27 protein-coding genes are annotated in these 21,827 nt (G+C 38.1%); 8 read left to right on the forward strand and 19 right to left on the reverse strand.

All coding sequences use genetic code 11. The annotated features are described in order from the left end of the window. The first annotated feature begins 166 nt into the window (after nt 1-166). The gene (locus LT090_RS16525) at nt 167-1,210 is read left to right on the forward strand and encodes an IS110 family RNA-guided transposase (protein WP_068547699.1); all 1,044 of its coding nucleotides are present in this window, start codon (nt 167-169) and stop codon (nt 1,208-1,210) included. Nucleotides 1,211-1,453: 243 nt separating this feature from the next. Next, nucleotides 1,454-1,597, forward strand: a complete 144-nt coding sequence (locus tag LT090_RS17040) for a hypothetical protein (RefSeq protein ID WP_157726661.1) — start codon at nt 1,454-1,456, stop codon at nt 1,595-1,597. A gap of 74 nt (nt 1,598-1,671) precedes the next feature. On the opposite strand, the gene LT090_RS16530 is transcribed toward LT090_RS17040, so the two are convergent. The 10 genes from LT090_RS16530 to LT090_RS16575 all read right to left on the reverse strand — a co-directional run bounded on the left by LT090_RS16530 (nt 1,672) and on the right by LT090_RS16575 (nt 7,357). Continuing rightward, complete coding sequence (locus tag LT090_RS16530; RefSeq protein ID WP_157726666.1) at nt 1,672-2,118, reverse strand: hypothetical protein; 447 nt, start codon at nt 2,116-2,118, stop codon at nt 1,672-1,674. Between the two features lie 96 nt (nt 2,119-2,214). Beyond that, entirely contained in the window at nt 2,215-2,844 is a 630-nt protein-coding gene (locus LT090_RS16535) for a PEP-CTERM sorting domain-containing protein (RefSeq protein WP_068547896.1), read from the reverse strand. A 293-nt stretch (nt 2,845-3,137) separates the two neighbouring features. Beyond that, on the reverse strand, nt 3,138-3,383 hold the full coding sequence (locus tag LT090_RS16540; protein ID WP_068547895.1) for a hypothetical protein: 246 nt from the start codon (nt 3,381-3,383) through the stop codon (nt 3,138-3,140). A 123-nt stretch (nt 3,384-3,506) separates the two neighbouring features. Then, nucleotides 3,507-3,803, reverse strand: a complete 297-nt coding sequence (locus tag LT090_RS16545; RefSeq protein ID WP_068547894.1) for a HigA family addiction module antitoxin — start codon at nt 3,801-3,803, stop codon at nt 3,507-3,509. Continuing rightward, complete coding sequence (locus LT090_RS16550; protein WP_068547893.1) at nt 3,803-4,081, reverse strand: type II toxin-antitoxin system RelE/ParE family toxin; 279 nt, start codon at nt 4,079-4,081, stop codon at nt 3,803-3,805. Before LT090_RS16550 ends, LT090_RS16545 begins: the two co-directional genes overlap by 1 nt. A 167-nt stretch (nt 4,082-4,248) precedes the next feature. Beyond that, a complete protein-coding gene (gene bla, locus LT090_RS16555; RefSeq protein ID WP_068547892.1) occupies nt 4,249-4,962 on the reverse strand; it encodes a subclass B1 metallo-beta-lactamase in 714 nt (237 codons plus the stop codon). 116 nt (nt 4,963-5,078) lie between these two features. Next, nucleotides 5,079-5,393, reverse strand: coding sequence for an excalibur calcium-binding domain-containing protein (locus LT090_RS17305; RefSeq protein WP_068547891.1), 315 nt, complete (start codon nt 5,391-5,393; stop codon nt 5,079-5,081). Nucleotides 5,394-5,511: 118 nt separating this feature from the next. Continuing rightward, on the reverse strand, nt 5,512-5,775 hold the full coding sequence (locus LT090_RS16565; RefSeq protein ID WP_157726665.1) for a hypothetical protein: 264 nt from the start codon (nt 5,773-5,775) through the stop codon (nt 5,512-5,514). 83 nt (nt 5,776-5,858) lie between these two features. Continuing rightward, complete coding sequence (locus tag LT090_RS16570; RefSeq protein WP_068547889.1) at nt 5,859-6,791, reverse strand: hypothetical protein; 933 nt, start codon at nt 6,789-6,791, stop codon at nt 5,859-5,861. Between the two features lie 344 nt (nt 6,792-7,135). Continuing rightward, nucleotides 7,136-7,357 carry a hypothetical protein gene (locus tag LT090_RS16575; protein ID WP_068547888.1) on the reverse strand — a complete coding sequence of 74 codons (222 nt, stop codon included), beginning with the start codon at nt 7,355-7,357 and terminating at the stop codon, nt 7,136-7,138. A 190-nt stretch (nt 7,358-7,547) separates the two neighbouring features. On the opposite strand from LT090_RS16575, the gene LT090_RS16580 reads away from it, so the two are divergent. From LT090_RS16580 to LT090_RS17050, 4 genes are all read left to right on the forward strand, one after another. After that, nucleotides 7,548-8,591, forward strand: a complete 1,044-nt coding sequence (locus LT090_RS16580; RefSeq protein ID WP_068547699.1) for an IS110 family RNA-guided transposase — start codon at nt 7,548-7,550, stop codon at nt 8,589-8,591. 243 nt (nt 8,592-8,834) lie between these two features. Beyond that, entirely contained in the window at nt 8,835-8,978 is a 144-nt protein-coding gene (locus tag LT090_RS17045; protein WP_157726661.1) for a hypothetical protein, read from the forward strand. 878 nt (nt 8,979-9,856) lie between these two features. Further along, nucleotides 9,857-10,900 carry an IS110 family RNA-guided transposase gene (locus tag LT090_RS16590; protein ID WP_068547699.1) on the forward strand — a complete coding sequence of 348 codons (1,044 nt, stop codon included), beginning with the start codon at nt 9,857-9,859 and terminating at the stop codon, nt 10,898-10,900. Nucleotides 10,901-11,143: 243 nt separating this feature from the next. Beyond that, nucleotides 11,144-11,287 carry a hypothetical protein gene (locus tag LT090_RS17050; RefSeq protein WP_157726661.1) on the forward strand — a complete coding sequence of 48 codons (144 nt, stop codon included), beginning with the start codon at nt 11,144-11,146 and terminating at the stop codon, nt 11,285-11,287. A 76-nt stretch (nt 11,288-11,363) separates the two neighbouring features. Here the strand turns inward: LT090_RS17050 and LT090_RS16595 are convergent, their stop codons facing one another. The 4 genes from LT090_RS16595 to LT090_RS16610 all read right to left on the reverse strand — a co-directional run bounded on the left by LT090_RS16595 (nt 11,364) and on the right by LT090_RS16610 (nt 13,907). After that, a complete protein-coding gene (locus LT090_RS16595; protein WP_068547072.1) occupies nt 11,364-12,029 on the reverse strand; it encodes a hypothetical protein in 666 nt (221 codons plus the stop codon). 179 nt (nt 12,030-12,208) lie between these two features. Then, nucleotides 12,209-12,463 carry a hypothetical protein gene (locus LT090_RS16600; RefSeq protein ID WP_068547071.1) on the reverse strand — a complete coding sequence of 85 codons (255 nt, stop codon included), beginning with the start codon at nt 12,461-12,463 and terminating at the stop codon, nt 12,209-12,211. Between the two features lie 117 nt (nt 12,464-12,580). Further along, the gene (locus tag LT090_RS16605; RefSeq protein ID WP_068547070.1) at nt 12,581-12,835 is read right to left on the reverse strand and encodes a hypothetical protein; all 255 of its coding nucleotides are present in this window, start codon (nt 12,833-12,835) and stop codon (nt 12,581-12,583) included. A gap of 511 nt (nt 12,836-13,346) precedes the next feature. Next, nucleotides 13,347-13,907, reverse strand: coding sequence for a sugar O-acetyltransferase (locus LT090_RS16610; protein WP_068547069.1), 561 nt, complete (start codon nt 13,905-13,907; stop codon nt 13,347-13,349). Nucleotides 13,908-13,962: 55 nt separating this feature from the next. On the opposite strand from LT090_RS16610, the gene LT090_RS16615 reads away from it, so the two are divergent. Next, nucleotides 13,963-14,928, forward strand: coding sequence for an integron integrase (locus LT090_RS16615; RefSeq protein ID WP_068547068.1), 966 nt, complete (start codon nt 13,963-13,965; stop codon nt 14,926-14,928). A gap of 51 nt (nt 14,929-14,979) precedes the next feature. Here the strand turns inward: LT090_RS16615 and LT090_RS16620 are convergent, their stop codons facing one another. Continuing rightward, nucleotides 14,980-16,197, reverse strand: a complete 1,218-nt coding sequence (locus LT090_RS16620; protein ID WP_068547067.1) for an OmpP1/FadL family transporter — start codon at nt 16,195-16,197, stop codon at nt 14,980-14,982. A 403-nt stretch (nt 16,198-16,600) separates the two neighbouring features. Here LT090_RS16620 and LT090_RS16625 point away from each other — a divergent pair, with 403 nt between their 5' ends. Next, nucleotides 16,601-18,181, forward strand: coding sequence for a sulfatase family protein (locus LT090_RS16625; protein WP_162272309.1), 1,581 nt, complete (start codon nt 16,601-16,603; stop codon nt 18,179-18,181). A 109-nt stretch (nt 18,182-18,290) separates the two neighbouring features. Here LT090_RS16625 and LT090_RS16630 read toward each other — a convergent pair whose 3' ends face one another. From LT090_RS16630 to LT090_RS16645, 4 genes are all read right to left on the reverse strand, one after another. After that, nucleotides 18,291-18,860 (reverse strand): cytochrome b/b6 domain-containing protein, encoded by a 570-nt coding sequence (locus tag LT090_RS16630; RefSeq protein ID WP_070796027.1) that lies wholly within the window; start codon nt 18,858-18,860, stop codon nt 18,291-18,293. A gap of 3 nt (nt 18,861-18,863) precedes the next feature. Beyond that, nucleotides 18,864-19,286 (reverse strand): cytochrome b562, encoded by a 423-nt coding sequence (locus LT090_RS16635; RefSeq protein ID WP_068547064.1) that lies wholly within the window; start codon nt 19,284-19,286, stop codon nt 18,864-18,866. Nucleotides 19,287-19,347: 61 nt separating this feature from the next. Next, a complete protein-coding gene (locus tag LT090_RS16640; RefSeq protein ID WP_068547063.1) occupies nt 19,348-20,376 on the reverse strand; it encodes an NHL repeat-containing protein in 1,029 nt (342 codons plus the stop codon). Between the two features lie 18 nt (nt 20,377-20,394). After that, nucleotides 20,395-21,825 (reverse strand): DUF1501 domain-containing protein, encoded by a 1,431-nt coding sequence (locus LT090_RS16645; protein ID WP_068547062.1) that lies wholly within the window; start codon nt 21,823-21,825, stop codon nt 20,395-20,397. Nucleotides 21,826-21,827: the final 2 nt, after the last annotated feature.

The following is a 21,827-nucleotide window of genomic DNA, read 5'->3' on the forward strand; positions in this document are numbered from 1 at the left end:
CGCCCTGTTAAGGGGCAAATTTAACTTGGTTAAAATCTAGGAACGCAGTGACAAAAACCAAGTTGAATTTGTCCTGCTTGAATGACTTGATACTTATTGAGCCTTCTCCCCGAAGTCTAGCGATAAACTAGACTTCAAGGCGACCAAACCAAAAGGAGAACACTCAATGAAATTCTATACTAATTCTCACCCTTTTTATTGTGGGATCGATCTTCATTCACGTATTTTGTACGTGTGCATTATTGATAATGAAGGAAAAACTGTTTTACATCAACAGATTAAAGCAGATAAGCAACAACTATTAAATTTACTAAAACCTTACATTGGCCATGTCGTTGTTGGTGTTGAATGTATGCATTGCTGGTATTGGGTTAGTGATTGGTGTGAAGAATATAGTATTGATTTTATTCTAGGCCATGCACTTTATATGAAAGCTATTCATGGTGGGAAAGCCAAAAACGACAAAATAGATTCTTATAAAATTGCCTGTTTAATGCGTGGCGGTAACTTCCCTCTTGCTTACGTTTACCCTTCAAGAATGCGTGCAACTCGCGACTTACTCAGACGACGAACTCATGTTGTTAGGCACGGTGCTGATTTAAAAGCACATGTCGTTAATACCGACAGCCAATATAATTTACCGTCTCAAGCACTCAATCTGAAAAATATATCAGCCAGAGAAGGCTTAAAACACCATTACGAGGACCCTGTTATTCAGCGAACCATCGAGCTGGATATGGTGTTACTTGATTGCTATGCAAAAGAGTTAAAGAAAGTAGAATGGTTTATCGAAAAACAAGCGAAAGAGCACCACGGTTGTTATTTATCATTAATACGCACCTTTCCTGGTATCGGACAAATTCTTGGGTTAACCATTCTTTATGAAATTGGTGAGATTTGCCGATTTGAATCCGTTCAAAACTTTGCCTCTTATAGTCGACTCGTAAAGTGTAAAGCCGAGTCAGCAGGTAAAATTTATGGTACTAGCGGCAATAAGATTGGAAATGGCTATCTAAAGTGGGCATTTAGCGAAGCCGCGGTTCTGTATCTGCGCGGTAACGATAGAGCGAAAAACCATCTAAGCAAACTGCAAAAACGCATGAGCAAAGGCAAAGCACTCTCTGCGTTAGCGCATAAAATAGGTCGTTGTGTGTATTACATGCTGAAAAACAAAACGGTATTTGATGAAGATAAATTTTTAAAAGGTTAAGTCGCACAATGGCGTGAGCCTAAAGCCTAACTCGCTGGTTAAGAGCATGAACTATCATCGTCGTTTAATCACTATTTGATGATGATTATGCCAAGTTGTCCAAGCCCATATTGCTTGATTAGACACGCCATTGGTGCGCATACAAACAATAAGCAAAATCGTTTACACCTTAGCTAAGCCTGAAACTAACTGAACGTTTGAATCACTTTGCTTGAATAGTGCTAGTCAAAGGTTAACCGAAGAATGTCTAGTGCCCCTATTTTCACCAAGGAGGATGGAATGATAGGCAGTGATGAGATCACATTAAGAGAGCCTCAATATGTGTTTGCAGTAAACGATGATTTAATTGCAAAGCGACAGAACGAAGCAGACGTTTTTGCTAATTGATATAAGAGGTGGCTGCTACGCAACCACAGAATTTCTAGTGCTTATTTGACAGGAAAAGGCTCATATGTGTTATATTAAAATTTATAGTCAAACACTATTTTTCCACCGCCTGTTGATATTGGTTGAAAGCTTAATTTAATATCTTTATCTTCAATTAAATATTCAGACAAACCAACAACACCAGCAAAAATATGCCATGCAATCATGTTGTTTTTGAAAATTTCACTTTTCGACGTTTTGTCATCATCTATCGATAAGTTATACAGAGCTAGAGATTCTGCTGCAATTAAATTACTGCAATATAACTCGTTACAACCAGCAATAGGAAATAATAGAGCGGCTGCGCCGCCATACGTATGCGGATCTTCTGATGCCATCCATGAATTAACAGCAAATAACGCTTCCACCCCTATAATCATTAGCGGCGTTATTTCTGTTTCTTGTGGTTTTACATCCGGATTTTCTTCGGCAATTATATTTGTAGAAAAGAATAGAAGAACAAGAAATAGATATCGGGTCATAAGTTTAATTCCTTTTAATATAACGCCCGCATAACCGGCAAACAAAAAACGGGGCCTTCAAGCCCCGCTTTTTGTTTGTCCGCGTTAATGCGATTGTTAGGCTTTCGATTTCCTACGAGAAAATCCCAAACCAGCTAAACCAAAACTTAGCAGTGCAAGTGAAGCAGGCTCTGGAACTGCTGCGGCTTCACGATATGCCCATACGCTGTAAGCTGAATGAGAATAAGAAGAGTCAGCATTTGATAAATTGTTATTGCCGATCATGAAGCTACTTTGACGAATATAAGTAGAGCCATCCCAACCTACACGTCCAGTATCGTAGGTACCAGAACCATTGTCATAGAAAGCATGAATCCAATTATTTCCACCGAACTCTGTATATGGTGTGTAAACCCCCATTAAATCGTACATTAACTGGGCTGGGGCATCATACTGATCTCCAGTATGATAAGTTCCTATGGTCAGTTCAGTTGCACCTGTATTTGTAAAAAATGCTAGTAAATCAGTTGCATTAGCAACCGTAAAACCACCACCTGCGTAAACACTGCTACTAAAAAAATAATCGACCGATCTTCCTGTCTGTGTTACGAGCGCCCATTCCAAATTAGTATCTGTATCAAGGACAAGCAATCCATCGCCAGCTGAGGCATAATCAGTATTTATTAAAGTTGCATTGGCGGAATGTGCGTATGCCAAAAAAGCAAGTATTGTGATGAGTTTCTTCATTATTATTCTCCGTAAAATATAATTCGTAACAAAAAGCAAAATGCATGCCAAAACCCTATGCCATTGTTTTATCATATTATTTTACAGAACCCATATTAAAGTCCTGAAATGTGTAAAAATTACTGGCACCTTTTCGCCGCAAATTGTAAAAATATTATACTGATGATCGGTGCCGCTCGTTTCTCCGCCTAACGCCTCATTAAGAGGCAAATTTAACTTGGTTAAAATTCCGGAACGCAGTGACAAAAACCAAGTTAAATTTGTCCAGCTTCAATGACTTGTTAAGTGTTACTTTACTCATGATCTACGGGGCTTTCTCCGCCACCAAAAGTTCCATTTCCTCTCTTAACTTCCAGATCCATTGACCGGTTATAATGCCATACAAAAATTGCAGCTAGAAAAGGGATAATCCAGACAAAAACGATTTGCCCTTTTTTTTGAAAAGCATCCAAATCATCTCTTCTCGCAACTTGAATAGAAACAATTACATTGATTAAGAGCCAAATTACAGCAAACAAATAGGAGAACTTAAATTCCATAACCAATCCTTTGTGACATTTAACGCCTTACTAAGAGGCGAATGATACTGGCACATGTTTTTGCGTTGTTTGCAAAAACTGTGACAGTGTTATTTGTCCTATTGAGTAACTTGTTAAACCGCATTATGCCACTTGAAAATTATACGGTGAAACATGTAATGAGCTTTGCTCTTGTCTTGTTCTCCATAAATCATGTGCATTCTGTAAACGAAGCCAATGATCTGCTGATGGTTTTCCAAAAGCTAATTCAAGACGGACAGCCATCTCGGGGGTTACAGACCCTTTTGCATTTAAAACTTTAGATAAAGTTTTTCGACTTACATCAAGGTGCTTTGCAACATCCGTGATCGTTAACTCTAAAGAGTCGATCACTAACTCTTTTAATATTTCCCCCGGATGTGCAGGGTTAAACATAGCCATTAGTGGTAATCCTCATAATTTACAATTTCAACGTCACGTCCAATAAATCTATACGTTATGCGCCAATTCCCGTTTACTCGAACTGACCATACGCCTTTCCTGTCACCTTTAAGTTGATGCATAAATAAACCAGGTAGATCCATATCGTCTGGTTCTTCTGCTTGATCTAAGTTAGCAAGAATTAGACGTAGTTTCTTTTCGTGCTTTTTCTGGATTCCTACAGTACTACCTGAAGAGTAGAACTTTCGAAGACCTTTATGAATGAAACTTTTAATCATAACTTGATTGTAACCCGAAAGGTATCGCTCCGCAACCCTTAAGGTTACATACTAGATGCGTACTTTGACATGCGATTTAACGCCTCACTAAGAGGCAAATAATAGTTGGTTAAAATAAGCGACGAAGGAGCAAAAACCAACTGTTATTTGTCCTTTTGAGTGCCTTGTTAGAGGCCTTTTTCACCTAGAGCAAGTTTCGCGGTATGTTTAAGTAAACTTATATCACCGATTTTCCCATGCCCCGGTACTACCCTCTCTACGTTAGGGTACTTATTAATAACGTTTTGAATTGATATAGGCCAGTCTTTCACTGATGCATGTCCCGTATAACCTAAGCCTTTACTCTCAATACTTTTAACAAAACACCCGCCAAAAAGAATTTTTTCCTTTGGAAGCCAAACAACAATATTATCCCGTGAGTGACCAGCACCAGGATAAAATATTTCTATTTTATTAGTAAGTAATTCATTATTTTTGATTTCGTGGCTAGATTCTTCTCTCTTCTTAGATTTGAGTAGTTTATTAGTTAATGGTGTAGCATAAGTTTTTATTTCTAAGCTGTTAAGGAATGAAAGTCCACCGCTAGCATCTTTATGGAAGTGTGTAACTACAGCACTTTTGAGTGTTAATTTTTTTGATGTAATCCACTCTACTAATTTCTTTGTATCTTTGACTGTCCATGGTGTATCTATAATGTGTGCATTTGATCCATCAACAACAACTAAACCTGATGCACCTACCATTCCATAAGAACCAACCTTTTTATATGAAATGTGCTGATAAACATTATCAGCTAGCTTAGTAACTTTGAATTTAGGCACTTTTTCACTAGCAAATGTAATATTCGAAATGATAATGCAAAGAAAGATAATATATCTCATAAGTCGACAGGCCTCTAACGCCTCATTGAGAGGCAAATTTAACTTGGTTAAAATTCCGGCACGCAGTGACAAAAACCAAGTTGAATTTGTCCTGCTTGAATGACTTGTTAGAGTTTTCAATCATATCTATTGAACTGTCTTTCACAAGGTATTCCATCGTTATCACCATCCATTTTCGTGTTAGGACAATGCCTGATAAAATACTTAGCCTCTTCATAAGACCTCATTTGAGAGCAATGCTGTCTACCATCACATTTAAAGCGCGATTTTGGCTTTGCGATTTCCTTAGCTTTAGACAGTGTTTGAATAGCAGCACTGTTTGAAAACTTGACTGCGGCACTACTTTTATTAGGTTCAACAGTTTCACTATTCTTAAGAGAATACTGCCAAGCACCTAAACATATAAGAATTAGAATTAATAATTTTTTCAATTTAACATCATCCCTGAGAAAACATCTAACGCCTCAATAAGAGGCTTTTATTAGTTGGTTAAAATTTGAAGCGAAGCGGAACTCAACCAACTGATAAAAGTCCTGCTTGATTGCCTTGTTAGGTGTTGAACTTAGCCCAAAACACAACGAAATAACAAATAGACATAACAGCCATAATAAGTAATGAAAAAGGCTTGCGAACCAACTTCTCTTTAGCTAACCAATTAACCAAAAATACTCCGATAACTAACCAAGCTAAAAACAATAAAACTGATAAAACAATATAGCTTTGAAAAAGCAATTGAGTTGCACCAAATGGGATACCCATCAGGAGCAGAAGAATTACTCTTCCAAATGTTGAATTTCCAGTTTCAATTTTCACTAAAACACCTAACGCCTTTATAACGGGCAAAGTGCGTAGCACTTTGTCCAGCCAAAGGCGTTCGTTGATAAACTTGTTATATGCTATTCACAATATGGATGGCCGAATTCTCGTTGGCAAAGAGCTATTGCGGCATTCATTTCTTCTATTCTGTTACAGCTTCCTGCTTCGGCCAACTTAATTCGAAGTTGCTTTTGACGGTTGGTTTTATATGGAACCTTTATTGTTTTAGGCGAACCATATGATCCGCATGAAAAGGTATGAGAATAAGACTTGTAACCCTTAGATGTCGATGATTTTGGCACGCTGCTTGACGACAAACCATCTAAGCCGGATGAAGAGTATTGATTTGAGTTTCGTGCGATTCCTTGTGCAAGCTGAGTGAAAATTGAAGAACCACCCCGACTATTTTTAGCGGCATCTTCTAACCGTCGTGCTTCCTTAGGAGATATATATGGCACCAAATATGTTTCTAGAATATCCTCGCTCGTTCCGTGATGCTTCGATGAAATGGTTTCCTCTACGGTATTGTCTGAATAGTAATAAACTCGATATTCCTTCGCATAACTAAAGTCATTACTAAATTTAAGGACTGTGTTGCCGTAAAAACCTCCACCATACAAAGCTAGCTCGCTCCCTTTTAGTCTTCCGTAAAGATTAGCTGTCGATGGATTGCTGCGACATCCGACCTTCCTCCTTTTTACTTTATAAGTATTTTTCGAGTGGTGCGTAATACTATAGGTTTGGTGGCTGTCTTCAATTTTTCTTCCTTGACACCCTCCAGACCCCTTTCCAAACCAAGTGTCGCTATCAACTTTTATTATATAGCTTAACTTTTCTAGTCGAATATTTCTAAATGGGGGGGTTATGTTCGCTTTTGGATATTTTTGATCAAAGGTTTTCTGTGTAAGCCAAACGGTTTTAGGGCCGCTGTATGTCTGACACCCTATTAGGAATATAGAGATGATAGAAAAACATAATAAGGTAAAGTGTTTCTTTATATGAGTCATAGCCATTAATTTTGTCCTTAATTATTTATTCTGAGGTTAGGCATATCTCACGTAGCGGTGTGCGATAGCGTGTCCATTCACGAACTAGCGATTCTGCCTAGTCTTTCGCCGTTAGTTAAAATCCGCCAAAATCTCAAGGAAATCTTGGAGTAGGTCAATAATATCTAGATAAATATTAACTGAAATATTTTTAGTTACAGAGAAATATTCATCACCAGAATATTCTTACAGTCTGTCAAGGTCAAGAGCGTATAACGCCAAGCTAAGTGGCTATTAATAATGGCGCTGCTTTTGCGTTGTTTGCAAAAACTGTGACAGTGTTAATTGTCCAATTGAGCGCCTTGTTATATTTAAATTTTTGATTTTTTAGGGCGTATTATCCCTAGCAAAGTAATAAAACCACCAATACCACTACTTACAAAAAATGGAACGGTGTTTATGTCGATACTACCGGCATAGCCAGACGCTAAAACAGACATCATAGAGCTTACCTGAATGGTGTACCCTAATGTCGCGGCGATAACGATTAATGCTCCTGCGACAATTAGTGAAATATTAATTTTATAATCCATTTCCGATTTACGCCTTTAAATATAACGCCTCATTAAGAGGCAAATTTAACTTGGTTAAAATCTCGAACGCAGTGACAAAAACCAAGTTAAATTTGTCCTGCTTGAATGACTTGATACTTATTGAGCCTTCTCCCCGAAGTCTAGCGATAAACTAGACTTCAAGGCGACCAAACCAAAAGGAGAACACTCAATGAAATTCTATACTAATTCTCACCCTTTTTATTGTGGGATCGATCTTCATTCACGTATTTTGTACGTGTGCATTATTGATAATGAAGGAAAAACTGTTTTACATCAACAGATTAAAGCAGATAAGCAACAACTATTAAATTTACTAAAACCTTACATTGGCCATGTCGTTGTTGGTGTTGAATGTATGCATTGCTGGTATTGGGTTAGTGATTGGTGTGAAGAATATAGTATTGATTTTATTCTAGGCCATGCACTTTATATGAAAGCTATTCATGGTGGGAAAGCCAAAAACGACAAAATAGATTCTTATAAAATTGCCTGTTTAATGCGTGGCGGTAACTTCCCTCTTGCTTACGTTTACCCTTCAAGAATGCGTGCAACTCGCGACTTACTCAGACGACGAACTCATGTTGTTAGGCACGGTGCTGATTTAAAAGCACATGTCGTTAATACCGACAGCCAATATAATTTACCGTCTCAAGCACTCAATCTGAAAAATATATCAGCCAGAGAAGGCTTAAAACACCATTACGAGGACCCTGTTATTCAGCGAACCATCGAGCTGGATATGGTGTTACTTGATTGCTATGCAAAAGAGTTAAAGAAAGTAGAATGGTTTATCGAAAAACAAGCGAAAGAGCACCACGGTTGTTATTTATCATTAATACGCACCTTTCCTGGTATCGGACAAATTCTTGGGTTAACCATTCTTTATGAAATTGGTGAGATTTGCCGATTTGAATCCGTTCAAAACTTTGCCTCTTATAGTCGACTCGTAAAGTGTAAAGCCGAGTCAGCAGGTAAAATTTATGGTACTAGCGGCAATAAGATTGGAAATGGCTATCTAAAGTGGGCATTTAGCGAAGCCGCGGTTCTGTATCTGCGCGGTAACGATAGAGCGAAAAACCATCTAAGCAAACTGCAAAAACGCATGAGCAAAGGCAAAGCACTCTCTGCGTTAGCGCATAAAATAGGTCGTTGTGTGTATTACATGCTGAAAAACAAAACGGTATTTGATGAAGATAAATTTTTAAAAGGTTAAGTCGCACAATGGCGTGAGCCTAAAGCCTAACTCGCTGGTTAAGAGCATGAACTATCATCGTCGTTTAATCACTATTTGATGATGATTATGCCAAGTTGTCCAAGCCCATATTGCTTGATTAGACACGCCATTGGTGCGCATACAAACAATAAGCAAAATCGTTTACACCTTAGCTAAGCCTGAAACTAACTGAACGTTTGAATCACTTTGCTTGAATAGTGCTAGTCAAAGGTTAACCGAAGAATGTCTAGTGCCCCTATTTTCACCAAGGAGGATGGAATGATAGGCAGTGATGAGATCACATTAAGAGAGCCTCAATATGTGTTTGCAGTAAACGATGATTTAATTGCAAAGCGACAGAACGAAGCAGACGTTTTTGCTAATTGATATAAGAGGTGGCTGCTACGCAACCACAGAATTTCTAGTGCTTATTTGACAGGAAAAGGCTCATATGTGTTATATTTTACTTTTACCTTTACTAAATGAGTACCTCTGAAGCTTTGTTAGCAAACGTTCAATAGTTGTAAAACACATACCCCAAATCAGTATAGAGTAAATAGAAAAAGTATCGATATTTCGGATACTTATTTTACTTGTATCGTAACCCGCAAGAATGAATAGCTCACCAGTAATAACTACAGCTAAAATAAACTTAATAAAGCTACAAATAAAAGAATTCACATTATTCATTTTGACTCATCGATCTTGGTAAAATATAACGCCCACATAAGGGGCGCAAAATACTTGGCTAAAATTAGTGAGGAACGAACGCCAGCCAAGTGTTTTGCGTCCATTCCTTAATGTTCTTGTTATGCTGTAATTTGCATATTATTTAATTTACTTTTATTAGCGATATAAAAGCAAGCCATTGATAGAAAGAACATAAAAAGGCTGTTTGTGGATGTAAAAGCTCCAAAAAATATAGCACTCGCGGCAAAAGTTATAGAGTAAACATAATAGCTTTTAGTTTTAATTTTATGATTACAATATGGGCATGTAATATCTTTTGAAAATATACTTTTAAGTGCATCAAAAAATGATATTTCGTTAACACATGCACTACACTGGGACTTCACTATGATTCTTCCTTGCTGCATAACGCCTCTTTAAGAGGCAAATAATATGTTGGCTAAAATAAGCGACGCAGGAGCAAAAGCCAACTATTATTTGTCCTGCTTTAATGACTTGATACTTATTGAGCCTTCTCCCCGAAGTCTAGCGATAAACTAGACTTCAAGGCGACCAAACCAAAAGGAGAACACTCAATGAAATTCTATACTAATTCTCACCCTTTTTATTGTGGGATCGATCTTCATTCACGTATTTTGTACGTGTGCATTATTGATAATGAAGGAAAAACTGTTTTACATCAACAGATTAAAGCAGATAAGCAACAACTATTAAATTTACTAAAACCTTACATTGGCCATGTCGTTGTTGGTGTTGAATGTATGCATTGCTGGTATTGGGTTAGTGATTGGTGTGAAGAATATAGTATTGATTTTATTCTAGGCCATGCACTTTATATGAAAGCTATTCATGGTGGGAAAGCCAAAAACGACAAAATAGATTCTTATAAAATTGCCTGTTTAATGCGTGGCGGTAACTTCCCTCTTGCTTACGTTTACCCTTCAAGAATGCGTGCAACTCGCGACTTACTCAGACGACGAACTCATGTTGTTAGGCACGGTGCTGATTTAAAAGCACATGTCGTTAATACCGACAGCCAATATAATTTACCGTCTCAAGCACTCAATCTGAAAAATATATCAGCCAGAGAAGGCTTAAAACACCATTACGAGGACCCTGTTATTCAGCGAACCATCGAGCTGGATATGGTGTTACTTGATTGCTATGCAAAAGAGTTAAAGAAAGTAGAATGGTTTATCGAAAAACAAGCGAAAGAGCACCACGGTTGTTATTTATCATTAATACGCACCTTTCCTGGTATCGGACAAATTCTTGGGTTAACCATTCTTTATGAAATTGGTGAGATTTGCCGATTTGAATCCGTTCAAAACTTTGCCTCTTATAGTCGACTCGTAAAGTGTAAAGCCGAGTCAGCAGGTAAAATTTATGGTACTAGCGGCAATAAGATTGGAAATGGCTATCTAAAGTGGGCATTTAGCGAAGCCGCGGTTCTGTATCTGCGCGGTAACGATAGAGCGAAAAACCATCTAAGCAAACTGCAAAAACGCATGAGCAAAGGCAAAGCACTCTCTGCGTTAGCGCATAAAATAGGTCGTTGTGTGTATTACATGCTGAAAAACAAAACGGTATTTGATGAAGATAAATTTTTAAAAGGTTAAGTCGCACAATGGCGTGAGCCTAAAGCCTAACTCGCTGGTTAAGAGCATGAACTATCATCGTCGTTTAATCACTATTTGATGATGATTATGCCAAGTTGTCCAAGCCCATATTGCTTGATTAGACACGCCATTGGTGCGCATACAAACAATAAGCAAAATCGTTTACACCTTAGCTAAGCCTGAAACTAACTGAACGTTTGAATCACTTTGCTTGAATAGTGCTAGTCAAAGGTTAACCGAAGAATGTCTAGTGCCCCTATTTTCACCAAGGAGGATGGAATGATAGGCAGTGATGAGATCACATTAAGAGAGCCTCAATATGTGTTTGCAGTAAACGATGATTTAATTGCAAAGCGACAGAACGAAGCAGACGTTTTTGCTAATTGATATAAGAGGTGGCTGCTACGCAACCACAGAATTTCTAGTGCTTATTTGACAGGAAAAGGCTCATATGTGTTAGGTTTTATCGCATCCGGTGTTTTGTTAGTTCTTCTCCTGTGCAAATTTCATAAAATTTGCTCATAGTTGTATAAATTGGTGGTAATTCATCTAAAGCATAATCAGCAAACCCATCGGTATAATGATCACCTAACTGAGTTTCATGTATAAAGTCATATGCCCCATTTCTTAGGTGCTTTAGGTCCGCTATTGATTTACTATACGAAATGGCTTTCTCGTAAAAAACTTTATCTAGTTCGGCTATATCAATTATGAGCTTATTAAATATTTTTTCTGTCACCGGAGGGAGACTTCCACCACCGAAGCTGCCATCTATGTGAATAAATTCAAACCGTTCAACTCCAGAGGTAGATGTTGATATTTTGTAATCAGTCGTTCGAGGGAACTCTTTTACTTTATTTACAAGAGTCTCAATTTGTATCCATGCCCAATAATTAATCTCAATTTCTTCAGAAATAATTGCTTTTAGAGCTTTAACCTTTCTGCTTCTAGCTTTTGATTTTCTATAAGCCTCAAGAAATTCCTTAATTAGAAAAATACTGATTGCAACAGAAGCACCAATAGATACTGGGTTTATATCACCAGAAAGCATTTTATTTACTCCTTGAGTAAAAGCATGTGACTTTGATACTTCAAATACAAAAAATAATAATAAATAAGCTAAAGCCAAAATAAAAACAGAAAAAATAGTCCCTAAAATCTCAGGTAATAAACTTTTAATTAATTTGATGATGACAATGAACCTTTTGAAAAACCTAACGCCCCATTAAGGGGCTGATAAATGTTTGGCTAAACTGTGTAGCGAAGCGAAACCGAGCCAAACTTTAGCAGTCCCGCTTGAATGGCTTGTTAAGTTACTTTATTTTTTAGTGCTCTAATCTTCAATGCATTTTTAGTGCCGAACCATAGTTCAAGCACAATACCAATAATGCCTATTACAAATACATAGAGCGAGTTACTATCTACCTCTAGAAATGGAAAAATAGCGTCCCCATTGAGAAACGACATACCACCAAAGATCAAAGCAAGTATAAAAGGAAAGCCTATAAAACCGATCAAGCTTTGCATGCGCATATGTTTTTTGATTTCGTTATTGAGATCCATTCGTTGAACATTTCCTTAGTAATTTAACGCCCCATTAAGGGGCTGATAAATGTTTGGCTAAACTGTGTAGCGAAGCGAAACCGAGCCAAACTTTAGCAGTCCCGCTTGAATGGCTTGTTAAGTTACTTTATTTTTTAGTGCTCTAATCTTCAATGCATTTTTAGTGCCGAACCATAGTTCAAGCACAGTACCAATAATGCCTATTACAAATACATAGAGCGAGTTACTATCTACCTCTAGAAATGGAAAAATAGCGTCCCCATTGAGAAACGACATACCACCAAAGATCAAAGCAAGTATAAAAGGAAAGCCTATAAAACCGATCAAGCTTTGCATGCGCATATGTTTTTTGATTTCGTTATTGAGATCCATTCGTTGAACATTTCCTTAGTAATTTAACGCCTAGCTAAGTAGGCTAATAATAATGGCGCGCGCATTTGCGCCTTTTGCAAAAGCCGTGACAATGTTAGTTGTCCACTTAAGCGCCTTGTTAGTATGAGTAACCACGCTTCCGCCAGTTTACTGGCCATAAACTACTGGTAAACATACACTTATTGTTAATTTATTCACTCTACTGAAAAAGAAAACAAAAGGGAAATTATTGATAGGGTAAGCGCTGGATTGAAACAATCGATACTCGATAAAAAGCGCTTACTTTGAATTGAAAACTTTCCCTGTTTTTTACTTTTAAAGAAGAAACATACTAACAGTTTATTAAAACGATTTAGTCATCATTTTTACGTGCCGCTAAATGTTTTGATTATTAAATTTATTTAGATAAGTTAACACTAATTCTTTTTAAAACAAACATCTAAAGTGTTTTGATGATTTGAGTTGGTTTGGTGTTGCTACATTTGGGTGTGCAAATGCAGGCTTGTTTTAATTAGTGTTGTTTTTTTATTATTTTTGCTGGGCTACCTGCGACTGTTGTATTTTTTTCAACGTCTTTTGTTACAACGCTTCCTGCGCCTACGATGGCGTTTTCGCCAATGGTTACACCAGGTAAAATAATAGCGCCGCCGCCAATCCAAACGTCTTTTTCTATGGTTATTGGTTTGGCTGATTCAAAAAACTTTCGTCTTGTTTCTGCATCTTGTGGGTGTATTGCGGTGTATATTTGTACCGCCGGCCCGATAAATACGTGGTCACCTATTGTTACTTTTGCGGCATCTAATACAACACAGTTGGTATTAAAGAACACTTGTTTACCAAGCGTAATGTTGGTTCCATAGTCACAATAAAATGGCGCTTCAATCCAAGTTTGGTAATTGGCGTTGAATAACTCTTTCAATAACTTTTTGTGCTGCTTATGGTCATTGGGTTGGCAGTCGTTAAATTGCTTAAGTATTAGCTTGCAGGCTTCTCTTTCTTGGAGCAGCTCCTTGTCTAACGGATTGTATTGTTGGCCGGCGAGCATTTTTTGTTTTTCAGTTAGGTCGGTCATTTTTAATCTATACTTATTTTGATTAAGCGTTAACTATTGAAAAGGAATTCAATGTATGAAATCAAGATTCTTATTAGAAGTAAAGCAATACATGTGGTCGCGTCGTTATGCAAAACGCACAATTGAGGCATATCTGTATTGGATTAAAGCATTTATTAACTTTAACCATAAAACCCATCCAAAACATCTGCACGATAACGAAGTAGAACTATTTTTAAGTTACTTGGCCAATCAACGTCACGTTGCGCCGCGCACGCAAGCTTTGGCATTGAATGCGTTAGTGTTGTTGTATCGCGATATTCTGTTAAAGCCTTTAAGCTTGTCGTTAAACTTCAATAAAAGTAGTGCTCCAACAAAGCTGCCAGTGGTGTTAACTAAAGAGGAGATAAAGCTATTTTTCTCATTATTGCCGGTAAGGTGGGTACTGCCATGTCAGTTAATGTATGGCAGTGGCTTAAGGTTAATGGAAGTTATGCGACTGCGTATTCAAGATATAGATTTTGATTATATCAGCTTACAGGTGTGGCAAGGCAAAGGCGGTAAAAATAGGCGTGTCACCTTAGCTAAAGAGTTATTGCAGCCACTTAAAACCCAAATTGGATACGCTACCGAGTTTGTTAAACAAGACCTTAAAAATTCTGAATATGCCGGCGTCTGGTTGCCTTATGCTTTAGCTAAGAAATATCCGAAAGCGCCAAAGCAAATTGGTTGGCATTATTTATTCCCTTCCGGCCGGTTAAGCGCAGATCCAGATAACGATTTATTGAGGCGCCACCATATCGATCATACTGGATTGCAAAAAGCGGTGCGACATACTGCTCAAAAAGCAGGTATAAAAAAGCGTGTAACATGCCATACCTTACGGCACTCTTTTGCTACTCATCTATTGCAGCGTGGTGCAGATATACGAACGGTGCAAGAGCAGCTTGGTCATATTGATGTCCGTACCACTCAAATTTATACCCATGTGATTGAACGTGGAGCCAGTGGCGTACTTAGTCCATTATCTGATTTACTTTGATATATCTTTACTCCCCTTATTCATAAAGTGTATATAACAAGGGGATTTATTTTACCAGTGATAGGCAACGTCAAACATTAGCGCATATGGGTTTTTATTGTCACCGACTACTCGGCCACGAACCGGGTTGTTACCGGTATCAATCGGCGCACTGCCAATATCGTATAGATTAACGTTAAAATCCCAACCTTCATCTTCGCCTTTAACGCTCATTCCAGCACCTATACCCCAGATTCTATCAAGCGGTATTGAAAAGCTTCGCTTATCATCGTCCACTGCTGAGGTTACGTGCATTAAACCGACTTTATAAGTTTTGTTGTTTTCAACAGGCCAACCATAACCAATACTGGCGACCCAAACATCGTTATAAATACCTTCGCTGTTTTGTGCGTCGTTGCCATTAAAGGTGACATCACCCGTACCAAATTCAGAGAAATCTGCCCAAACGGTATCAAAGGTCAGGTAATCGCCCTGTTCGAATTGATGATACACACCAAATTGAACACGTTGTGGGATGATGTTTTCTACTGTAACTTCACTGTCTTTTGTGCCATTCTCGGTTAGTCGTTGATCAAGCGCAGGACTTAGACCAGAAAACTCCAAATCACCTTCTAAATCAGCGCTGCCTTCGCTGCCATAGACTAAGCCAATTCGGGTATTGTCAGTAAATTCGTATAGCATAGATATTGATGAACTTATCGCGAGAGCACCAGCTTCAAACGTCATTTCACCATCGTCATAACCTGCGCCATTGTTCACTGGCGTTGTTGTTTCAGAATAGTTGTAGGTAAATGAAACCGCCGCGCCAATGGATAATTTGTCACTGACTTTATAGGCAACTGCTGGCGTTAATGCGACATAGATTAGTGAAAATTCATCACTGTAATAACGTCCTGCCCAATCATTACCGTTGGTTGCACCAAAGCCGCTAGGAATATTGGCACTAAAACCAAAACGCCAATCTTGATTTATCTCGTTAACATAATAAAAACCAGGAACAACAATCGGTGTTAATTCATTATCTGGATCGCCGCCATCGGTGCTGCTTAACTCTTCATCGACTTCAAATTCACCAACACTAAGCACTAACATGCCTTGCAATTCTTTATGGGTACCTTTGAGTCTGGTCATGCCCGCTGGGTTTGTTGCCGACGTGCCGGCGCCATTGGCTTCGGCAAATAGGCCTGTTTGTGCAGGCGACGCTGCAAATACAGAAGTAGATAAGATAAAACTTGATGTGAGCGTTAAGGAGATTAAATTCCGTGTCATTATTACTTCCTACGAATTTATAAAAGCTTACACTTTAGTGGTATTACCAGTTAATGTACAAATAAAAATAAGATTTAGCTATTAGTTTAGTTATTATTTTCTGTTTTTTTGATTTTTTGTTTAACTAAATCAAAGTTAAATACATTTTAGTTGGTAACTAACATACATAAACCGAGTCCGATGACGTACTTTAAAATTTTAATTAATTTTTCTTCCTTCACTAGCGCACTTCAATAGCAATTAACGTAATTAAGTGATCAAATTTTTTTATAAGCAAAAAGGAATTAATATAAGCTCAATTAAACGCCCTATGATGTGTAAATGTTAAGTAAATTACTCATAAAATTGTCTATTTATGATATTTTAAATTTCACCATACAATTTATATATGAATCATAAAATTATGTTTAATTTAAAGAAACTCTTTATCATTACGACGATGGCGGTAATTAGTTCAACTTCTTTTGCTGTAGAAAAACCAAACATTGTATACATTCTCGCGGATGATATGGGGGTAGGTGACGTATCGGCACTTAATCCTGAATCAAAAATTAGCACCAAATATTTAGATCAATTAGCAAGTGAAGGGGTTGCCTTTACTGATGCGCATTCAGGTGCATCTGTGTGTACGCCTACTCGCTATTCTTTAATGACAGGGCGTTCAAGTTGGCGAACAGAGTTAAAAGGTCGAGTATTAGGTGGCTACTCTCCGTCGATGATTGCTAAAGACAGAGATACAGTTGCATCGCTAGCAAAAAGACATGGCTACAAAACTGCAATGGTTGGCAAATGGCACTTAGGATTAGACTGGCAAGCTAAAGAGGGCAAAACAATTGAGCGTACCAATGGCGACACGACTGTCGATTTTACTAAGCCAATAACGCACGGTCCTTTAGATTTAGGTTTTGACTATTGGTTTGGACCTTCGGCTTCATGGAATATGGCACCGTATGGTTACATCGAAAACCGCCTGCTGACTGAAGTGCCAACAGTTACGGTAAAAGGCAGCAATTACGAATTTGAACCTAAAGAAGTCCAAGATGCTATAGCTGCAGGAGTAAAAGGCAAACACCTTAAACCAATAAAATCTAAGTACCCTTTAACAAAATGGGATGGAGGTGCAGGAGTAAAAGGTGTCACTGTAGTTGATGCTATGCCAAAACTAACCGAAAAAGCCGTTGAGTACATTAATCAGCAAAATAAAGATGAACCATTTTTTCTTTATATGCCACTTACGGCACCACATTCTCCAGTTACTCCAAATAAAGAATTCCTAGGTAAAAGTAAAGCCGGCCTTTATGGTGATTTCGTTATAGAAACAGATTGGGCTGTAGGGCAAGTGGTTAAAGCGCTTAAAGAAAAAGGCCTGTATGACAATACCCTAGTTGTGTTTACTGCAGATAACGGCACCTCCATAAAAGGATTTCCAATAAGTCTACAAGAAAAGTATCAACACAAAACAAGCTATATATACACCAGTTATAAAGGTCGAGTACAAGAAGGTGGTCACCGCGTACCATTTATCACTTCTTGGCCTAACGGTGGGGTAAAAGCTGGAACAACCTCTGATGCAGTAATATCTTTGGACGACCTTTATGCAACAATGGCTGATATGTTTGGCGAAAAAATAGCTGATAATGCCGGCGAAGATAGTGTATCTATGTTGCCTTACTTAAAAGATAGCAGCAAAACAACGACTGATCGCATTCTAGTGCATCAATCATTTGCGGGAGATTTAGCCATTCGAATGGGTGACTGGAAACTCTCTTATCTGAATAAGAAAAACAAAACTCGCTTAGTTAACCTTAAAGACGATATTGGCGAACAGAATAACATCATCAAAGATCATCCAGAAAAAGCTGAAGCGCTTAGAAAAACTTTTGCTCAAGTTATCCGTAATGGCCGTTCTACGCCAGGGAAAAAACAAAGTAACGAAGGTCCAGAGGTATGGAAGCAAATAGAATGGATTAAAGCTGTGAAGTAATCACAGAATTAGCGAGTAAAAAAGGAGCCTAAGCTCCTTTTTATTTAACTGATAGTTAAGCTGTATGATGCAATCAATATTAACAACTCGCTAATGGCTTAGCCTTAATCTAATTTTGATTTTTTATCATCGCTGATATTAAGTTCTGTTTCAGTAGTAGCGAGGTTGAAATGACCGCCATAACATGGATACATACAAAAATAGTCATTGCATCTACCCCCCATTGGTGCCATTGATCTAGGTTATTGTCAAATCCCCAATCTGTGTCCTGTGCCCAGCCAGTGAATATAATAAACGCTAAGCCCGTCCACATAAAATATACCGCAATAGCGCCAAAACTATTATGGCCAATCTTGGTTTGTTTTTGACGCGTTTTTAAATGACCAAGGTGTTCTTTAGCATCAACTAAACTAGGTACAAAATCCTTTAACCTGTTAGGTCCTTTCGCAAATGTTAATCCCCATAATATTCTAATAACTAACATGCCTAAAATAGTCCAACCAGCCCATTCATGGGGAGATGCATCAGCGATAAATTCGGGTAATGCTGCCCAGTTGATATAGTCAGAAAAAAAGGCGTCAGGTTCAATAAAAAAGGCATTTGCTAGAAAAAGGCTCGCTACCAGCCAATGACTAAAGCGTATAAGAATATCCCAACCTAAATTGCTATTATGAGACATCACTTAATCCTCTAGATCGACCTTTTTATGTGACGACTTCTTCAATGTAGTCAACTCTTTAACCACGTCTGCGCCGCTTTTGATGTCGCCGTTATTTACCTTGATAACTAATTCATCAATGAGGTTTGTCATTTTTTTCATTTCATCTTGGTAAATGACAAACTCTTTATCACCTTCAGTCATAAAACTAGGAACTAAGTCCATATTAGCATTAGCAATATCTTTTATTTTAGTTAATAAGTTCACGATCTTTTCAGGGTTTTTCTCACGGCGAAGCTTTCTCAGTGAGCGTCCTATATCGGTAAAGTTTTTTGATACCGCACTGTCATCGTCCGCTACATTAGCTGCATAACTTGGGGTCGATATTGAAAAGCTTAATGTGGTAAAAAGTAATGTTGAAGCTAAAGATAATGCAAATAGTTTCATGTGATTTCCTAATATAGTTGTCTTTTGGTTAAATTTTATAATTTTGATAGCGGCTATCAATCTACTTATCTTGTGATAGTGGGCTTTCAAATTTTAATAAACGACCGTATTTATTAAATTCGGTAATAAAAATGTCGCCGTGTTTATCAAAAGCAATGCCGTGCGGCGTATTTACACGTCCAGCAAGCCAATGCTCAATAGGTAAATCGAAAGGTTTCTTTACGCTTTTTGGTCGTTTAATTTGTCCGCCGCCAAGTACATTAACAATGTTTCCTTGCTTATCGAGTACGCTGACAGCACCACCAATCTCTGCAACCCCAACATAGTCGTTGTAAAATGCAATCGCACTAGGGCGCTTTAGTTTAGTGTTTACATCGCCAATCAAGGTGCCATCTAATGTTAAGTGTACTAAACGCAAGTTTTTTCTATCGGTTAGTAATATACGTTCAGGTGAAAAGCGCTTATCAATAGCTAATTTATGCGCATTTGAGAATGCATATGGGCTCTCTCTGCCGCCAAAGCTTGATAAGTAATTACCCGATTTATCAAAACGATGAATAAAATCAGCGCCGTAACCATCAATCACATAAATGTCACCATTACTGCTAACATCAACCGCAGATAATTTTAACTTTTTACCTCTAAGTAGTGTTTTTTGGATACCTTGTTGTTGATATTTTACGAGTTGATTTTTAATTGCTTTAAATACATCTACCTCTAATACAACGTCTCCTGAAAGGGTCATTTTAAAGATTTTTTGTGATTTATTTCCTGAACCATATATAAACTCTTGGTCACCCTCTTTATGAATAGTAAAACCATGAAAATCAGTAGGAGCGTTATCTATATTTCTTAAGTATTCGCCGGCAGGTGAATACACCTGAATTCCGGGCTTTTTACCACTCACCACACTGGTATATATATCACCATTGTTGGCCACAGCTATTTCACCATGAGTCTCACCAATTGTCTCCATGCCTGAAGGAGGCGTTCCCCAAGATGTTTTATGCTTATCATGCGCCCATGCCATTGACAGTTGCGAGACAAGAGCAATACAAAGTAATGGCTTTATGATGTTACGTTTTATCATGCTAAATAGACTTCTTAATTAAGTTAATATTTTCTTCATTACATGACCATGAACATCCGTTAAGCGGAAACGACGTCCTTGGAACTTATACGTTAAGCGCTCATGATTTATACCCAATAAGTGCAAGATAGTTGCATGGAAATCATGGATATGCATTTTATCGTCAGAAGCAATGTTGTAAGAGAAGTCATCGGTTTCACCAAGTGTTACACCACCTTTGATGCCGCCACCAGCCATCCACATAGGGAAACAGCGTGGGTGATGGTCACGGCCATAAGATTTCTCAGTGATCTTACCTTGTGAGTAAGCAGTACGACCAAATTCGCCCCCCCAGATAACTAAGGTATCATCAAGCAAGCCACGTTGTTTTAAATCTTGAATCAAGCCTGCAGCACCTTGATCGGTTTCTTTACATTGTTTCTGTGCATTTGAAGGGGTACCACCATGAGAATCCCAACCTTGATGATAAAGCTGCACAAACTTAACACCACGCTCAACTAAGCGTCTTGCTTGCAAACAGTTATTTGCAAAGGTACCTGGTATTTTAGAATCTTCACCGTAAAGATTGAACGTTGCTTCACTTTCAGATCTCAAGTCAGCTACATCAGGAATAATCGCTTCTGGTATTGAGTGTTGCATGCGATATGCCATGTCATATTGATGTAAACGAGAATCAATTTGCGGATCGTAAATACCTTGTTTATTAAATTCTTCAAGGCGCTTCATATGATCTAATACACGTCGTCTAGCACTATCGGCTATACCACCTGGATTATTTAAAAAAGCGACTGGTTCATTGTCTGGGCGAAATAATACCCCTTGATACTCAGCAGGTAAAAAGCCATTACCCCATAAACGTGAAAACAGCTTTTGCCCTTTTTTATTTTTAGTACGCATTACCACAAATGGTGGTAAGTTGATGTTGTCTGTACCCAAGGCATAGTTCAACCAAGCACCAATTGATGGACGGCCCGCAAGCTGTGAACCCGTTTGCATAAAAGTATTAGCAGGTCCATGGTTAATCGCTTCACTATAAACCGTTTTGACTAAGGCAATATCATCGGCAATTTTTTGCGTATGTGGTAATAAATCACTAATTTCCATGCCACTTTCACCGCAGCGCTTAAAGCCAAAAGGGCTAGCAGCTACAGGTAAAGACGACTGGTTAGCTGACATACCTGTTAAGCGTTGGTCACCAAGTATTGATGGCGGAAGATCTTGACCATGCCATTTTTTCATCTCTGGCTTGTGATCAAAGGTCTCAAATTGTGATGGTCCACCAGCCATATACAAGTAGATAACACGCTTAGCTTTGGCTGTGTGATGAACACTATCCATTACACCTGGAGCCGAATTAAAAGTACTCGCTGATGTGCTAGCATTTACATTAAAAAATTGTCCTGCGCCTAGCGCTGCTGATAGCTTTAATAAATCTCTTCTATTCATCATGA

It is taken from the genome of Thalassotalea crassostreae (genome assembly GCF_001831495.1).
Classification (GTDB): domain Bacteria; phylum Pseudomonadota; class Gammaproteobacteria; order Enterobacterales; family Alteromonadaceae; genus Thalassotalea_A; species Thalassotalea_A crassostreae.

What these genes read in the sequence shown, in the direction of transcription:
- LT090_RS16525 (WP_068547699.1), top strand. Translation starts at nt 167, where the DNA reads ATGAAATTCTATACTAATTCTCACCCTTTTTATTGTGGGATCGATCTT.
- LT090_RS17040 (WP_157726661.1), top strand. Translation starts at nt 1,454, where the DNA reads ATGTCTAGTGCCCCTATTTTCACCAAGGAGGATGGAATGATAGGCAGT.
- LT090_RS16530 (WP_157726666.1), bottom strand. Translation starts at nt 2,118, where the DNA reads ATGACCCGATATCTATTTCTTGTTCTTCTATTCTTTTCTACAAATATA.
- LT090_RS16535 (WP_068547896.1), bottom strand. Translation starts at nt 2,844, where the DNA reads ATGAAGAAACTCATCACAATACTTGCTTTTTTGGCATACGCACATTCC.
- LT090_RS16540 (WP_068547895.1), bottom strand. Translation starts at nt 3,383, where the DNA reads ATGGAATTTAAGTTCTCCTATTTGTTTGCTGTAATTTGGCTCTTAATC.
- LT090_RS16545 (WP_068547894.1), bottom strand. Translation starts at nt 3,803, where the DNA reads ATGGCTATGTTTAACCCTGCACATCCGGGGGAAATATTAAAAGAGTTA.
- LT090_RS16550 (WP_068547893.1), bottom strand. Translation starts at nt 4,081, where the DNA reads ATGATTAAAAGTTTCATTCATAAAGGTCTTCGAAAGTTCTACTCTTCA.
- bla (WP_068547892.1), bottom strand. Translation starts at nt 4,962, where the DNA reads ATGAGATATATTATCTTTCTTTGCATTATCATTTCGAATATTACATTT.
- LT090_RS16570 (WP_068547889.1), bottom strand. Translation starts at nt 6,791, where the DNA reads ATGGCTATGACTCATATAAAGAAACACTTTACCTTATTATGTTTTTCT.
- LT090_RS16575 (WP_068547888.1), bottom strand. Translation starts at nt 7,357, where the DNA reads ATGGATTATAAAATTAATATTTCACTAATTGTCGCAGGAGCATTAATC.
- LT090_RS16580 (WP_068547699.1), top strand. Translation starts at nt 7,548, where the DNA reads ATGAAATTCTATACTAATTCTCACCCTTTTTATTGTGGGATCGATCTT.
- LT090_RS17045 (WP_157726661.1), top strand. Translation starts at nt 8,835, where the DNA reads ATGTCTAGTGCCCCTATTTTCACCAAGGAGGATGGAATGATAGGCAGT.
- LT090_RS16590 (WP_068547699.1), top strand. Translation starts at nt 9,857, where the DNA reads ATGAAATTCTATACTAATTCTCACCCTTTTTATTGTGGGATCGATCTT.
- LT090_RS17050 (WP_157726661.1), top strand. Translation starts at nt 11,144, where the DNA reads ATGTCTAGTGCCCCTATTTTCACCAAGGAGGATGGAATGATAGGCAGT.
- LT090_RS16600 (WP_068547071.1), bottom strand. Translation starts at nt 12,463, where the DNA reads ATGGATCTCAATAACGAAATCAAAAAACATATGCGCATGCAAAGCTTG.
- LT090_RS16605 (WP_068547070.1), bottom strand. Translation starts at nt 12,835, where the DNA reads ATGGATCTCAATAACGAAATCAAAAAACATATGCGCATGCAAAGCTTG.
- LT090_RS16610 (WP_068547069.1), bottom strand. Translation starts at nt 13,907, where the DNA reads ATGACCGACCTAACTGAAAAACAAAAAATGCTCGCCGGCCAACAATAC.
- LT090_RS16615 (WP_068547068.1), top strand. Translation starts at nt 13,963, where the DNA reads ATGAAATCAAGATTCTTATTAGAAGTAAAGCAATACATGTGGTCGCGT.
- LT090_RS16620 (WP_068547067.1), bottom strand. Translation starts at nt 16,197, where the DNA reads ATGACACGGAATTTAATCTCCTTAACGCTCACATCAAGTTTTATCTTA.
- LT090_RS16625 (WP_162272309.1), top strand. Translation starts at nt 16,601, where the DNA reads ATGTTTAATTTAAAGAAACTCTTTATCATTACGACGATGGCGGTAATT.
- LT090_RS16630 (WP_070796027.1), bottom strand. Translation starts at nt 18,860, where the DNA reads ATGTCTCATAATAGCAATTTAGGTTGGGATATTCTTATACGCTTTAGT.
- LT090_RS16635 (WP_068547064.1), bottom strand. Translation starts at nt 19,286, where the DNA reads ATGAAACTATTTGCATTATCTTTAGCTTCAACATTACTTTTTACCACA.
- LT090_RS16640 (WP_068547063.1), bottom strand. Translation starts at nt 20,376, where the DNA reads ATGATAAAACGTAACATCATAAAGCCATTACTTTGTATTGCTCTTGTC.
- LT090_RS16645 (WP_068547062.1), bottom strand. Translation starts at nt 21,825, where the DNA reads ATGATGAATAGAAGAGATTTATTAAAGCTATCAGCAGCGCTAGGCGCA.